This is a genomic window from Streptomyces sp. NPDC104761 (genome assembly GCF_055583445.1).
The window spans coordinates 24205-38106 of the sequence record NZ_JBVJNZ010000007.1; the positions used below are offsets into that span (position 1 = coordinate 24205).

General features: G+C 74.0%; 11 protein-coding genes. 4 read left to right on the plus strand and 7 right to left on the minus strand.

Features of this window, described 5'->3' with window-relative positions:
* Positions 1–121: 121 nt before the first annotated feature.
* Positions 122–442: a DUF3040 domain-containing protein gene (locus tag ACZ63F_RS19980; RefSeq protein ID WP_469712565.1), complete on the plus strand. Its 321-nt coding sequence runs from the start codon at positions 122–124 to the stop codon at positions 440–442.
* Between the two features lie 208 nt (positions 443–650).
* Here the strand turns inward: ACZ63F_RS19980 and ACZ63F_RS19985 are convergent, their stop codons facing one another.
* On the minus strand, positions 651–2480 hold the full coding sequence (locus ACZ63F_RS19985) for a hydroxysqualene dehydroxylase (protein WP_469712566.1): 1830 nt from the start codon (positions 2478–2480) through the stop codon (positions 651–653).
* A 162-nt stretch (positions 2481–2642) separates the two neighbouring features.
* Between ACZ63F_RS19985 and ACZ63F_RS19990 the strand changes: the two genes are divergently transcribed.
* Positions 2643–3377 carry a hypothetical protein gene (locus ACZ63F_RS19990; RefSeq protein ID WP_469712568.1) on the plus strand — a complete coding sequence of 245 codons (735 nt, stop codon included), beginning with the start codon at positions 2643–2645 and terminating at the stop codon, positions 3375–3377.
* A gap of 25 nt (positions 3378–3402) precedes the next feature.
* A complete protein-coding gene (locus ACZ63F_RS19995) occupies positions 3403–3840 on the plus strand; it encodes an OsmC family protein (RefSeq protein ID WP_469712569.1) in 438 nt (145 codons plus the stop codon).
* A gap of 46 nt (positions 3841–3886) precedes the next feature.
* Here the strand turns inward: ACZ63F_RS19995 and ACZ63F_RS20000 are convergent, their stop codons facing one another.
* The 5 genes from ACZ63F_RS20000 to ACZ63F_RS20020 form a co-directional block, all read right to left on the minus strand.
* Positions 3887–5947 carry an SWIM zinc finger family protein gene (locus ACZ63F_RS20000; RefSeq protein ID WP_469712571.1) on the minus strand — a complete coding sequence of 687 codons (2061 nt, stop codon included), beginning with the start codon at positions 5945–5947 and terminating at the stop codon, positions 3887–3889.
* Entirely contained in the window at positions 5944–8757 is a 2814-nt protein-coding gene (locus tag ACZ63F_RS20005) for a DEAD/DEAH box helicase (RefSeq protein ID WP_469712572.1), read from the minus strand. The genes ACZ63F_RS20000 and ACZ63F_RS20005 overlap by 4 nt, the downstream gene beginning before the upstream one ends.
* Before the next feature lie 98 nt (positions 8758–8855).
* A complete protein-coding gene (locus ACZ63F_RS20010) occupies positions 8856–9437 on the minus strand; it encodes a sugar kinase (RefSeq protein ID WP_469712573.1) in 582 nt (193 codons plus the stop codon).
* Positions 9434–10579: an ROK family glucokinase gene (locus ACZ63F_RS20015; RefSeq protein ID WP_469712574.1), complete on the minus strand. Its 1146-nt coding sequence runs from the start codon at positions 10577–10579 to the stop codon at positions 9434–9436. Before ACZ63F_RS20015 ends, ACZ63F_RS20010 begins: the two co-directional genes overlap by 4 nt.
* Positions 10580–10773: 194 nt before the next feature.
* Complete coding sequence (locus ACZ63F_RS20020) at positions 10774–11511, minus strand: GntR family transcriptional regulator (protein WP_469713069.1); 738 nt, start codon at positions 11509–11511, stop codon at positions 10774–10776.
* Positions 11512–11641: 130 nt separating this feature from the next.
* Here ACZ63F_RS20020 and ACZ63F_RS20025 point away from each other — a divergent pair, with 130 nt between their 5' ends.
* On the plus strand, positions 11642–12652 hold the full coding sequence (locus ACZ63F_RS20025; protein WP_469712576.1) for a Gfo/Idh/MocA family protein: 1011 nt from the start codon (positions 11642–11644) through the stop codon (positions 12650–12652).
* A 25-nt stretch (positions 12653–12677) separates the two neighbouring features.
* Here ACZ63F_RS20025 and ACZ63F_RS20030 read toward each other — a convergent pair whose 3' ends face one another.
* On the minus strand, positions 12678–13859 hold the full coding sequence (locus ACZ63F_RS20030) for a cytochrome P450 family protein (protein ID WP_469712577.1): 1182 nt from the start codon (positions 13857–13859) through the stop codon (positions 12678–12680).
* Between the last annotated feature and the right edge of the window lie 43 nt (positions 13860–13902).

Genomic DNA, 13902 nt, shown 5'->3' on the forward strand with positions numbered 1-13902 from the left:
ACACCGGCAGGCGTCGGTCGGCCCGCGGGGGGAACCCGTCGGGCCATCCGCACTCAGGACTCCCGCACCGGCCGGAGCGGAGAGGTCCCGTGCCCCGCGCCGGACGAATGAGGTACTCACCGTGGAAAGCCGAAACGACCCCGAAGGCGTCGCGCTGTCGCCGCACGAGCGCCTCGCCCTGTGGGGTATCGAGGCAGGACTTCACCAGGACCGGCGTCTCGCGCGGCGGATGCGCCACCCGGGCACCCGGCCGACGTGGCTGCCCCTGTCGGTCGCCGTGCTGACCTGTGTCTCATTGCTTCTGCTCGTGACCGGGATACTCACCTCCGACCTCGCCGCCCTGTGGTGCCTTACCGTGCTGTGGCCCGTCACCGTCCTGCTGGCCTTCCGGATGCTGCGCCGTGCGGCCGTCGCCGGGGGCCGGTCCAGGACATGGCCGTGAGCGCGAGGAAGGGGCGCAGAGCACGCCGTGGACGCCCAGTTGGCGGCTGACCGGCCGGCCGTTCACGCGCCGGCGCCGTGCAGGTGCACGCCCTGGGGGAAGGTGGCCCGCAGTTCCCTCACCAGGGCGCGTACGACGGCGGATCCGGCGTGCGCGAGGGTCCTGAGATCGCCCATGCCCTCCTCTCCGCTCCGCCGCCGGGCCGCCGCTAGCCCAGGTCGAAGGTGTTGGGCAGGCCCAGGCGGTAGCGCACCTCGTCGACGCGTTTCAGGGGCTCCAGCTCCGGCGGCCGGAACAGCTCCCAGATGTGACACCGTTCCGCATCCGAACCGTCGGCGTCCAGCAGGGCGTTGACGGCGCGCCGGGCGGACTCGTTGGCGCCCTCCATGGTCGCGAGGTCCACGTCGGTGCGGATGTAGTCGCCCGCGAGGAAGAGGTTCGGCACCGCCGTTCTCGCCGACGGGCGGTGGTAGAGCGTGCCGGTGGGGTGGATGAGGAGCTGCTCGCGGTTCTGCGGGTCGGGCCCGCCGAGGCCCGTCACCGCCGGGTCCATGAACCAGCCGAGCCGGTCCTCGTCCCTGAGCGTCGTCTTGCCCGAGTCGTTCAGCCCGTCCTTCAGCTGGGCCCACAGTTCGGCGACGATCTCGTCCTTGGTGCACTCACGGGCGGTCTTGCCGTACAGGATGCCGGGCTTGTCCCACTCGGAGATGATCGTGGACAGGCACTCGTGGGCCTGTCCGTCTCCGTAGTCCCGTGCGAAGTCCCGGACGTCCCAGAACTGCGTCTGGCCGATTCCGGTGACCGCCCAGGGTGAGTCGAGGCAGTTGATGTGGCCGTGCACGACCGGTGTCGGTGTGCGCAGGTAGAACATCACGCCGGTCATCCAGTCCGTCTTCAGCGCGTCGCACCGCCCGAGCTGCGGGTCGGCGGCGCGCAGGGCCGCGCCCCAGGTCGCGCGCGCGTGCTCGACCGGGAGGGCGCAGACGTAGTGGTCGGCGGTGACGGTGCGCTGCCGGCTGCCGTCGCGGGCCGCCACCCGTACGCCGGTCACCCGTCCCCCGTCGTACACGATCTCCCTGGCCTCGGTGCCGAGCACGAACCCGACGCCCAGGGAGCGCAGATGGGTCTCCCAGGGGTCGATCCAGGCCTCGCTGGTCGGGGCGTTCAGCACCCGGTCGACGTCCGCGTCGCCGTCCATGCCGCGGCCGAGCAGGCCCCACAGGATGAGGGCCTCGATGATGACGCGGCCGACGGTGCGGGTGGAGGCGACCTCGGCGCGGGTGGCGACGAGGTTGCGGGTCTGGCCGATGCCGAGGAGCACCTGGTACTCGCGGCTCATTTCACCGGCCCGGATGAAGTCCCACCACGCGACCTTCTCCCACTCGCCCTCGCGGCGGGCGTCGCAACTGGTGAGGTGGACCAGGAGGCGGTCGGCGAAGTAGGCGGCCTCGTGGGCGGGCAGGTGGGTGCCGAGGTCCAGCACCGACAGGACCTGGTCGCGGATCCAGGACGGGGTGAGGTCGCCGGGGGCGGGCGGGGTGGTGACCCGGCGGAGCGGGAAGTGCAGGTCCGGGCGGCCCGAGTCGCGTGCGAACAACTCCTCCGTGCCGTTGCGGAGGTTGCCGTGGACGCCGTTCGCGCTGCCGGGGAAGGGGATGCGGCGCATGGTGTCCGGCAGGTTCCGGTAGAAGCCGGGGAAGAAGCGGAAGCCGTGCTCGCCGGGGAGCGGCTTGCGGCCGCCCGTTCCGGTCCCGGGGACGTCCATCGAGCGGGCCTTGCCGCCGAGGGCGTCGTAGTACTCGTAGACCGTGACCTCGTAGCCGCGTTCGGCGAGTTCGTGAGCGGCGCTGAGGCCGGAGACTCCGCCGCCGAGTACGGCGACACGCTTGCCGGAGGCGGCGACCGCGCTGCCTGCGGCCCCTAAGGCGCCGACCGCACCGGCGGCCGCCGCGGCGACCACTCCCCCGCCCGCGGCCAGGAAACGCCTGCGGCTGTGCCCGCCGTGCCCCTGAGACTGCTGCGCGTGTTCTGTTGTCATGAGAACCGGAGCGTAGGGAGGGGCTCCGGCGGCAGGAAGCCCTCCTCGCCGTCGCCTACAGCATCCTCACAAACGCCAAGAGACGAAGGCGGAGGCGGCGCCTGGCGGCGTCAGGGCCGGGCCGGTCGGTGGACCGGGGCGGGGCTCGGGACAATCATGAGCATGAGCGACCGAATGTCCGACGCCGAGAACCGGCTGGCGAGGATCGAGGGGCTGCTGGAGAGCGGCGAGCACGGCGTGGTGCCCGCGTGGCGCAGGGCCACCCGGGGCGAGCCGCGGTGGGCGGTGACCGCCGTGATACTGGTGGCGATCGCCCTGCAGCTGATGCTGCCCCGCCGGCTCGTCTTCCAGCCGTACTGGGCCCTGCCGGTCCTGGAGGTGGTGCTGCTGGCCGGCGTCATCGCCGGCAACCCCCGGCGGGTCGAGCCCCGCACCCGCTGGCTGCGGCTGCTGGGCCTGGTGCTGATGGGGGTGATCAGCCTGGCCAACGGCTGGTCGGCGGTCCGCCTGGTGGCGGGGCTCGTGAACGGCACCGAGGGCCGTGACGCCGGGCCGCTGCTGCTGACCGGCGGGGGCATCTGGCTGACCAACGTCATTGTGTTCGCCCTCTGGTACTGGGAGTGGGACCGCGGCGGGCCGATGGCACGGGTCCTCGGCCGGCACCAGTACCCAGACTTCCTCTTCGTGCAGATGCAGAGTCCGGAGACCGCACCGCGGGACTGGGAGCCCGGTTTTCTCGACTACCTGTACCTGTCCTTCACCAACTCCACCGCGTTCAGCCCGACCGACGTGATGCCGTTGTCGCGCTGGGCCAAGATGCTGATGATGCTGCAGTCCTCGGTCTCCCTGGTGACGGTGGTCCTGGTGGTGGCGCGGGCCGTCAACATCCTGCGCTGACTGCCGGTGCCCTAGGTTCGTCCCCATGAGCTCCACGAACGAAGACTCCCTGCGCCTCGTGACGGTCGAACGCACCGGCACCGGCCGTTTCACCGCCACGAACGCCCGCGGCGGCACCATCGCCTTCGAGACCGGCGACGGCACCGGATTCACCCCGGTCGAACTGCTGCTCGCCGCGATCGGAGGCTGCACGGCGGCGGACGTCGACGTGTCCACGAGCCGTCACGTCGAGCCTGCCGCGTTCACCGTCACGGTCAGCGGCCACAAGGTGAGCGACGAGGACGGAAACCGGATGACGGACCTGGCGGTCGCCTTCTCCGTCAGCTTCCCGGCCGGCGCGGCCGGCGACCGCGCCCGCGCGATCCTGCCCCGGGCGGTCGCCGTCTCCCACGACCGGCTGTGCACGGTGAGCCGCACGATCGAGGCCGGCACCCCGGTCGCCGTGTCGGTCGAGGAGCCCTGACGTCCGCCGCCGCGCGGGGCCGAGGAGCAGGGAGCAGCCGCGACGCTCAGACGTCGTCCGACGCGCCCAGGCCCGTCAGCGCGCCCACCGGGTCCAGGTCGGGGGTGCCTCTGGGCCACCAGTCGTCGTGGCCCGGCTCCGACTCGTAGGCGTACCACAGGCCGTCGCGGCCGAAGCGGAGCTGGAGGTGGCCGCCGGGGTGGGTGAGGTGGTTGTGCCACGGCCGGAAGGCCGGGAGGTCGGCGGCGAGCAGCAGCGGCCGGGCCCGGTCGAAGCGCCCGGCCGGGGGGTCCCAGGGCTCCTCGAGTACGGCCAGCCCCTCAGGGCCGCCCTGCCGCCAGGCGGCGACCGCGCGGGCCAGGTCGCCGGGGGTACGGCCGACGGCGTCCGCGAGGGTGGCGTAGAGGGCGCGGGTGGACGCGGTCAGGCCGGAACCGGGGCGGGCGGCGGCGAGCCGCACCGCGTCCTGCCAGAGGGTCAGGTCGCCGACCGGGTCGTGTCCGGTGGTGAGCAGGGCGTGGGCGCGGGCGGCCGCGTCGGTGGCCAGCTGGTCCAGCGCGAACGGGTCCGGGCCGCCGGGCACCGCCGGATACACCGGCGGCTGCTCGGGGTGCGCCGGCAACGGCAACGGAGGCGGCAGCGGCGGGAGCTGACGCGGTACGAGGGCCTCGGTGGCCCGGATGCCCGGCAGCGCGGCCGGCCGCCGCTCCCGGGCCGTGCGGGCGGCGTTGCGCCGGGACAGCGCGTCCAGCACCTCGCGCTCCCCGCGGCCGCGCAGCAGGAGCAGCACGAACGGGTCGGCGTCCAGCAGGCGCGCGGTCTGGTAGCAGAGGGCGGCCGCGTGCTTGCAGGGGTGACCGAAGTCCGGGCAACTGCAGCGGGGTTCGAGCTCACCGGGCCCCGGCAGCAGCGGAACCCCGCTGTCGGCGAGGGTCTGCGGCAGCTCCTTGTCGAGCAGCGCCGCGATGTCGGCGGGCCGGTCGGCGGCGGCCTCCAGCAGCCGCTCCCACTCGTCCTCGCCGAAGGTCCGCAGCCGCAGTTGCACGCGGTACGGCCGGGGCCGGCTGCCCTGCACATACGCCAGGACCAGTCCCGGGGTCACGGTGATGGCGTCCACGTGCCCGCGCTCGGCGTAACTCCGCCCGCGCCCAAGCCTCTTCACGTCCAGTGCGCCCTCTTCGAGCGCCCGCACCCAGGCGTTGCCCCACCAGGTCTCGGCGAATCCGGAAGCAGCGGCGGGGGCGGCGGTACGGGACGGCAGGGACGGGAAGGTACGGCGGAGTTCGGTGTCGCGGTGGGGGGTGCCCATGGTGCGCGGGAGATGGGGGGTGGTGGGGGTGGTGGAGGTGGTGGCGAGTCCGGGCTCAGAAGGTCCCTGAGCGGGATCGGACGGTTTCGGCCTGGGATCGGACGGTTCCAGCCTGGGCTCGGACGGTTCCGGCCCGGGGTCGGAGGGCACCGGCCAGGGCTCGGAGGGCCCCGGCGCGGGCCCAGACGGCTCCGGCCCGAACTCGGACGGCTCCGGCCCGAACTCGGACGGCTCCGGCCCGGACTCGGAGGGCACCGGCGCGGGCCCAGACGGCTCCGGCCCGGACTCGTCCGTCGGCATCCGGAACGCGGTCGTCAGGAACTGCTTCAGGTCACGGGCGGTGCGACCGCGAGCCGCGGACACCGGGGCCGCAGGGGACGGCCCCGAAGGCGACGGCGGTCGCCGTGCCGGGCGGGCCGCGGACTGTTCGGAAGCTGCCGACTCAGCCGCCTCCTCGGCCCGCCTCGCCTCCGCGCGCGCCGCCCGCAGCGCCGCCCGCGCCACGTCGCCGGGACGGCCGCCCGGCGGTACCGCGGCCCAGGCGCCGGTGCCGGCCTGCTCGGTCCGGCCGGCGATGGCATCGGGCTCGCCTGCGGGCTCGGCGTCCCGCTGCTCCGCCTCCTTCGCGGCGGCGGCCACCCGCAGCGCGAGCCGCGCGGCGTCCCCCGGCCTCGGGACCCGCTCCTCCTCTCCCCCGTCCGGAGCCGCCCCGTCGCCCCCGGTCTCCGCCTCGCGCGCCCGCGCCGCCCGCAACGCACGCCGTGCCGCGTCCCCCGGCCGCTCCTCGCCCGCGCTCATGACGTCCTCCGCAACGACACCAGGTCGGACAGCTCACGGTCCGTCAGTTCGGTCAGGGCGGCTTCACCGGAGCCCAGGATCGCGTCGGCGAGGGCGCGCTTGGCCTCCAGCATCTCGGCGATGCGGTCCTCGACGGTGCCCTCGGTGACCAGACGGTGCACCTGGACGGGCTGGGTCTGGCCGATGCGGTAGGCGCGGTCGGTGGCCTGTTCCTCGACCGCCGGGTTCCACCAGCGGTCGAAGTGGACGACATGGCCGGCCCTGGTGAGGTTGAGGCCGGTGCCCGCGGCCTTGAGGGAGAGGACGAGGACCGGGGTCGCGCCGCTCTGGAAGCGGTCCACCATGCGCTCCCGCTCCGGCACCGGGGTGCCGCCGTGCAGCAGGTCGACCGGGACCGCGCGGGCCTGGAGGTGCGCGGTGATCATACGGGCCATGCCGACGTACTGCGTGAAGACGAGCGCCGAGCCGTCCTCGGCGAGCACGGTGTCCAGCAGCTCGTCCAGCAGGGCGAGTTTGCCGGAGCGGGCGGCCAGGCCCTCGATGCGGGACTGCTCCTCCTTGAGGTACAGCCCGGGATGGTCGCAGATCTGCTTCAGGGCGCCGAGGAGCTTGAGCACCAGGCCGCGGCGCGCGATGCCGTCGGCCGTCTCGATGGCGAGCAGCGACTCGCGCACCACCGCCTCGTACAGCGCGGCCTGTTCGCGGGTGAGCGGGACGGGGTGGTCGGTCTCGGTCTTGGGCGGGAGTTCGGGCACGATCCCGGGGTCGGACTTCTTGCGGCGCAGGAGGAAGGGGCGGACCAGCCGGGCGAGCCGCGCCACGGCCTCGTCGTCCTCGCCGTTCTCCACGGCGCGCGCGTGCCGGGCGCGGAAGGACTTGAGCGGGCCGAGGAGTCCGGGGGTGGTCCAGTCGAGGAGGGCCCACAGCTCGGAGAGGTTGTTCTCCACAGGGGTGCCGGTGAGCGCCACGCGCGCGGGGGTGGGGATGGTGCGCAGGGCTTTCGCGGTGGCCGAGTAGGGGTTCTTGACGTGCTGTGCCTCGTCGGCGACGACCATGCCCCAGGGCTGTTCGGCGAGCCGGCTCGCGGCGGCGCGCATGGTGCCGTACGTGGTGAGGACGAAGCCGCCGGCGAGGCCGTCCAGGGTGCGGTCGGGGCCGTGGAAGCGGCGGACCGGGACGCCGGGCGCGAACCGGGCGATCTCCCGCTGCCAGTTGCCGAGCAGCGAGGCCGGGCAGACCACCAGGGTCGGTTCGGTGCGGGCGCGCTTGAGGTGCAGGGCGATGACGGTGATCGTCTTGCCGAGGCCCATGTCGTCGGCGAGGCAGCCGCCGAGGCCCAGGCCGGTCATCAGGTCGAGCCAGGCCAGGCCGCGGAGCTGGTAGTCGCGCAGGGTGGCGTGCAGGCCGGCGGGCGGCTCGGCCGGCCGGACGCCGGCGGTGAGGCGGTCGCGCAGGGCCGCGAGGAGGCCGACGGGGACCGCCTCGACCCGCTCGCCGTCCACCTCTGCCTCGCCGGTGAGCGCCACGGAGAGCGCGTCGACCGGGTCGAGCACGCCCAGTTCGCGCCTGCGTGCCTTGCGGACGAGGGCGGGGTCGACGAGCACCCAGCGGTCCCGCAGCCGCACGACCGGTCGGTGGGCCTCGGCGAGGGCGTCCATCTCGGCGTCGCTGAGCGGGTCGCCGCCGAGCGCCAGCTGCCAGCGGAACTGGAGCAGTTCCTCGCTCTCGAAGAAGCCGGTGCCGTCGGTGGCCGAGCCGGGGGCGGGCCTGACCACGGCCGCCGCGGTCAGGTCCTGGGCCAGGTCCCGGGGCCAGTGCACGGCGACCCCGGCCGCCGCGAGCCTGGTCGCCGCGACCCCGAGCAGCTGCCCGAGCTCCTCCTCGGAGAGCGCGAGGACGTCCGGCACGTCCTGCTCCGCCAGGCGGGCCAGCGGCGGCCACACCCGCGCCGCGCGGCGCACGGCCAGCGCCGCGTCCACGCGCGCGCGGGGGCCGAAGGCGGCGTCGGAGGTCCCCGACCACAGTGCCGCCGCGTCGGTCACCAGGGTCGGGTCGGCCAGGCTGTGCACCTGGACGATCGCGGCTCCCGCGCGGCGCGCGCCCTCCCCGTCGTCGAACAGGTCGTAGGCCGACAGGTCCAGGCGCAGCGAGATGCGCACGCCCGCGTCCATGCCGGCGGCGACCTCCGCGGCCCACTCCTGGGCGTCGGGCAGCCGCTGGGCTTCGCGGGCGGCGAAGGGCCGGCCCGCGGTGTGCGGGGCGGCCGGGGTGCGGGGCAGGGTGTCGGCGACCGCGTCCAGGAAGGAGCGGATCAGGGCTTCCGGCCGGGGCAGCAGGAGCGGTCCTGGGCCGGGCAGCGGGACGGCGTGGCCCTCGGCGGGCAGGGCGGCGGCGACCGCGCGCAGGTGGGCGATGTCGGCCGGCTCCAGGGGGCCGGCCCGCCAGGCGTCGTGTCCTGCCGGGGTGAGGCCGGGCAGCAGCCGGCCGCGGGCGGCGAGGCGCAGGGCGTGCAGGGCGGCGGCGCCCCAGCAGGCGGTGGCGGGGTGGGCGGCCGGGTCGCGGCGGGCCCGGACGAGCACCGGGAGGGCGGCGGCGAGCGGCAGGGTGAGCGCGGGCACCTGCCGGCGGCGGACCCCGGTGGCGCCGTGCGGTCGTACGACCGTGAGCTCCTCGGTCGCGGTCGCGGGCAGCGGGTCCCCGGTGGGGTCCCAGAAGGCCATCCGGCCCCGGCGCGGGAGGCCGGCGGGCAGGTAGACCGCCGCCAGGCGCACCGGTACGTCCACGTCGGCCCCGGCCGTCGTGCCGCTCATACGTTCTGCCACCTCCCGCCCACCTGTCGGATCAGACGTCTTCGACTGTACGGGCGGGGTCTGACAATCGGCCCCGGCCGGCCTGCCGGGGGGCGCCGCTAGGGGACGGTGCGGGAGACGACGTAGATCATCGGATAGTCCGGGTCGGCGGTGTTCACGACCACGTCCTGGGTGGGCGCCGGGTTCTTCTGCTTGTGTGTCAGGCCCGACCAGGTCCCAGGGCCGGTGAACTTCCAGCCGCTGATCTTCTGGTCGCGGGAGCTGATGGTGATGTCGTCCTTCCTGAGCGCGTCCCGGTTGACGCCCATGCCCGCCAGGAAGCTGTCCAGTCCGGCGCTGTTGGTGCGGAACTGGACGTAGAGACGGCTGGTCTTCCAGTTGTTCGTCTCGTAGTACGCGATCCGGTCGGCCGGGTGCGGGACCGGCACCTGGTAGAGGCGCCGCTGCACCTTCGACGGCCACCCCTCGGAGAGGCCGGTCGCCGAGTACTTGGACTCCTTGTCCTTGCCGCTGTTGCGGCTCTGGTTGGCGGAGATCACCAGATAGCCGGCCGGCACGCCGATGAGCAGGACGATGATCAGCAGCGTCAGCGCACGGCGGCGGGCCTTGTGCCCCGGGGTCTCGGGCGGGCGCTGCGGTTCCTCCGGGGACTCGGCCTGCCGGGGCAGCGAAGCGGTCATGCGGTGTCCTGGGTGCGGCGGGCCTCCGCGAACCGCTCGTAGCGCTCGTACCGCTCGACCCGGCGCCGCTTGGCGCGCCGGAACCGGCGGGCGACCAGGCGGGCGAGGTCGGCGGCGCCGACCATGCCGGCCTCGGGGCCGAGCTGGGCGCGGGCGATCCGGGCCTCGGGGCGGTAGCCGCGGCCGGTCAGCTGGCGCTTGAAGGCGTCCCGCGCGGGGCCGATCAGCAGGTCGTCGGCGGCGCTGACGCCACCGCCGATCACGAAGCAGGAGGGGTCGAGGGCGGCGGCGAGGTTGGCGATGCCGACGCCGAGCCACTGGCCGATGTCCTGGAGCAGTTCGACGCACATCGCGTCGCCCTCGCGGGCCAGCTCGGTGATCATCGGACCGGAGATCTCGCCGATGTTGCCCTTGACGTGCTCGATGATCCCGTAGGCCACCGGGGAGTCGGCGGCGGCCAGCTCCTTGGCCTCGCGGACCAGCGCGTTGCCGGAGCTGTACTGCTCCCAGCAGCCGCGGTTGCCGCACGGGCAGCGATGGCCGCCGGGCACCACCTGCATGTGGCCGAACTCGCCCGCGACGCCGTACTTGCCGCGCTTGACCTGGCCGTCCTCCAGGATCGCGCCGCCGATGCCGGTGCCGAGCGTGATCATGACGAGGTGGTCCTCGCCGCGGCCGGCGCCGAACCGCCACTCGGCCCAGGCGGCGGCGTTGGCGTCGTTGTCGACCAGGACGGGCACGGCGAGACGGCCGGCGAGGCGGTCGCGCAGCGGCTCGTTCCGCCAGGACAGGTGGGGGGCGAACAGCACACGGTTGCGGTCGGCGTCGACCCAGCCGGCCGCGCCGATGCCGACGGCGTGCACGTCGTGCCGGTCGGACAGGTCCAGGACCAGTTCGACGATCGTGTCCTCGACGACCTTCGGGCTCTTGGACTTGTCCGGGGTCTCCGTGCGGAGCTTCTCCAGGATGTTGCCGTCGGCGTCCACGACGCCCGCCATGACCTTGGTGCCGCCGATGTCGATGCCGACCGTGGGCACGCGGGGGGCCGTCAGGTGGGAGCGGCGTTCCCGGGTGCCGACGGTCCGCAGGACGGGGGCGCGGCGGGAGCCGATGGGGGCGGTGAGGTCGCGGTAGGTGCTCATCGGGCTCGATTCTGCCGTACGCGTGCGTGCAGTGCCGTTCGGGGGAGATAAGGGAGGGGTGCGGTGCCGTTGCCGGATGCGGGCCGTCCGTTGGCTGGTCGCGCAGTTCCCCGCGCCCCTTTCAGGGGCGTCGCAGAGCCCCTTCCCCGACATGGTCACCTTGTCCGGACATCAGGACCAGGACGTGGGCATCCTCAGGACCGCACCAGCAGCTGGAACTCGAAGGAGTAGCGGGTCGGGCGGTAGATGTGGTCGCCGAACTCGACGGCTCGGCCGGTGTCGTCGTAGGTGGTGCGCTGCATGGTGAGCAGCGGGGCGCCCTCCGGCTCGGTGAGCCGGTCCGCCTCGGCGGCCGTGGCGCCGCGCGCGCCGATGGACTGGCGGGCACTGTGCAGGGTGATCCCGGCGCTCCGCATCAGCCGGTACAGTCCGGTCGCCTCCAGCTGGGCGGTGTCCAGGTCGAGCAGGCCGGGGGGCAGGTGGTTGGTCAGGTACGCCATGGGCTCGCCGTGCGCCAGCCGCAGCCGTTCGACGCGGTGCACGTCGGCGGCCTCGGCGACCCCGAGCGCGGCCGCGACCTCGGCGGACGCCGGGACGATGGTGTTGACCAGCACCTTCGTCGCGGGGCGCTGGCCGGCCGACTCCAGGTCGTCGTAGAGGCTGCTGAGCTCCAGCGGGCGCTTGACCTGGCTGTGCACGACCTGGGTGCCGACACCCCGGCGGCGGACCAGCAGGCCCTTGTCCACGAGGGACTGGATGGCCTGGCGGACCGTCGGACGGGACAGGCCGAGCCGTCCGGCGAGCTCGATCTCGTTGCCCAGCAGGCTGCCGGGGGTGAGCGAGCCGCGCTCGATCGCCGCTTCCAGCTGCTGGGCGAGCTGGAAGTACAACGGGACCGGGGAACTCCGGTCCACACGGAGGTCGAGCGTCACGGTCGGGTCCACGTCTGGTTTCGGCACGGGGCCGAGCGTATCTCCGTGACGGGTTGACGGGAAGTTGTGTAGTTCGATTGTCCGGACATATGGATTGACAGCGCGCGGGATGCACCAGCACCTTGTTCCCATGCGCATCGGGGTCATCGGGACGGGCCGCATCGGCACCATTCACGCGAACACGCTCAGCCGTCATCGCGAGGTCGGATCGCTGATCCTCACGGACGTGGATCCCCAGCGGGCCCAGGATCTGGCGCACCGGCTCGGGGAGACGGCGGCACCCGGGACGGACGAGATCTTCAAGTGGGGCGTGGACGCCGTGGTGATCACCGCCGCGACCTCGGCCCACGCCGACCTGATCGGCCGGGCGGCCCGCTCCGGGCTGCCGGTCTTCTGCGAGAAGCCGATCGCCCTCGACCTGCCGGGCACGCTGCAGGCCCTGGCGGAGGTGGAGAAGGCTGGGACAGTGCTGCAGATGGGCTTCCAGCGGCGTTTCGACAAGGGGTACGCGGGTGCGCGCGAGGCGGTGCGCTCGGGGCGGCTCGGGCGGCTGCACACCGTACGGGCGCTGACCTCCGACCAGTCCCCGCCCCCGCCGGAGTGGCTGCCGCTGTCCGGCGGGCTGTTCCGGGACACGCTGATCCACGACTTCGACGTGCTGCGCTGGGTGACCGGCCGGGAGGTCGTCGACGTGTACGCGACCGGCTCGGACGCGGGGCCCGCGATGTTCCGCGAGGCCGGTGACGTCAGCACTGCCGCGGCGGTGCTCACCCTCGCCGACGGCACGCTGGCCACGGCGACCGCGACCCGGCTGAACGGCGCCGGGTACGACGTGCGGATGGAGCTGGCCGGCGAACAGGACACCGTGGTGGTGGGCCTGGACGACCGTACGCCGGTGGCCTCGACCGAGCCGACCGGTCCGCCGCCCGCGGACAAGCCCTGGCCCGGTTTCCTGGAGCGGTTCGGGCCCGCCTACGAGGCCGAGCTGCGCGCCTTCGTCGACGTGGTGCGGGGCCGGCTGGCCAACCCCTGCGACGGGCGCGAGGCGCTCCAGGCGCTGCGGATCGCGGAAGCCTGCGAGATCTCCCGGCACGAGCGCAGACCGGTGGCGCTCGCGGAGATCCCGGACCGCCTGGCCTGACCGGCGGCGGCCGCTCCGGCCGCGGCTACCAGGCCACGGGGAGGCTGCGCACCCCTCTCATCAGGGTCCCCGGCAGCCACTGCCCGTGCGGGCCGTCAAGGGCGAGGTCCGGAGCGCGCTCCAGGAGGGTGCGCAGGGCGATCCGGCCCTCCAGGCGGGCCAGGGGTGCGCCCAGGCAGTAGTGGATGCCGTGGCCGAAGGCGAGGTGCCCGCGGTGGTCGCGGCGGATGTCGAAGCGGTCGGGCTCGGGGTAGCGGTCACCGTCGCGGTCCGCGCCGGCGAGGCTGATCATCACGGGGGCGCCCCGGTCGATGGCGGTCCCGGCGATCTCCAGGGGCTCGGCGGCGTACCGGTACGTGGCGTTCTCCACCGGGCCCTCCCAGCGCAGGGTCTCCTCGATCGCGCCGTCCAGGAGGCTCATGTCGGCGCGCAGGGCGGCCAGTTGGTCCGGGTGGGTGAGCAGGGCGAGGACCCCGTTGCCGATGAGGTTGACGGTGGTCTCGTGGCCGGCGATCAGCAGGAGGTAGGCCATGCCACGCAGCTCACCGGCGGAGAGCCGGTCGCCGTCCTCGCCGGTGGTGCGGATCAGGTCGCTGAGCAGGTCCCCGCTCGGCCCCGCGCACCGCTTGTCCTCGATCAGCTCCGCCAGATAGTCGGCGAGCGCGACGCAGGCGTCGTACTCGCTGCCCGGATCGCTGGGCGCGACCACCTCGTTGGACAGTTTCCGGAACCGCTCGCGGTCCAGCTCCGGGACGCCGAGCAGTTCGCTGATCACGGTGATGGGCAGCGGGTAGGCGAGAGCGTCGATCAGGTCGGCGCGGCCCCGCGGGAGCATCTCGTCGAGCAGCCGGTCCGTGATCTCCTGGATCCTCGGCTCGAGACCGGCCACCCGGCGGGCGGTGAACGCGCGCGTGATCAGGCCGCGCAGCCTGGTGTGCTGGGGCGGGTCGGCGACCAGCAGGTACGTGCCGATCAGCTCCTCGTCGAGGAACTTGAAGCCGATCTTCTCGGTGGCCTTGGCCAGCCGGGGGTCGGCGAGCGCCGCGCGCGCCTCCTCGTACCCGACGACCAGCCAGGTCTCGTGGTACTGGTCGGGAAGGGGCCAGCGCACGCGGTGCACCGGGCCGCGCTCGCGCAGTCGCGCGTACACCGTGTGCGGGTCCGTGCGCAGACCGTCGCCGTACTCGCCGAGGTCGGTCACCTGCATGCTCTGCTCCCCCTTCAGGAGGTCCCCGAGGCCGTCCCGTACC

Coding starts and splice junctions, on each gene's coding strand:
- ACZ63F_RS19995 (WP_469712569.1), top strand. CDS start 3,403: ATGAGCTCCACGAACGAAGACTCCCTGCGCCTCGTGACGGTCGAACGC.
- ACZ63F_RS19985 (WP_469712566.1), bottom strand. CDS start 2,480: ATGACAACAGAACACGCGCAGCAGTCTCAGGGGCACGGCGGGCACAGC.
- ACZ63F_RS20030 (WP_469712577.1), bottom strand. CDS start 13,859: ATGCAGGTGACCGACCTCGGCGAGTACGGCGACGGTCTGCGCACGGAC.
- ACZ63F_RS20025 (WP_469712576.1), top strand. CDS start 11,642: ATGCGCATCGGGGTCATCGGGACGGGCCGCATCGGCACCATTCACGCG.
- ACZ63F_RS20005 (WP_469712572.1), bottom strand. CDS start 8,757: ATGAGCGGCACGACGGCCGGGGCCGACGTGGACGTACCGGTGCGCCTG.
- ACZ63F_RS20010 (WP_469712573.1), bottom strand. CDS start 9,437: ATGACCGCTTCGCTGCCCCGGCAGGCCGAGTCCCCGGAGGAACCGCAG.
- ACZ63F_RS19990 (WP_469712568.1), top strand. CDS start 2,643: ATGAGCGACCGAATGTCCGACGCCGAGAACCGGCTGGCGAGGATCGAG.
- ACZ63F_RS20000 (WP_469712571.1), bottom strand. CDS start 5,947: ATGAGCGCGGGCGAGGAGCGGCCGGGGGACGCGGCACGGCGTGCGTTG.
- ACZ63F_RS20015 (WP_469712574.1), bottom strand. CDS start 10,579: ATGAGCACCTACCGCGACCTCACCGCCCCCATCGGCTCCCGCCGCGCC.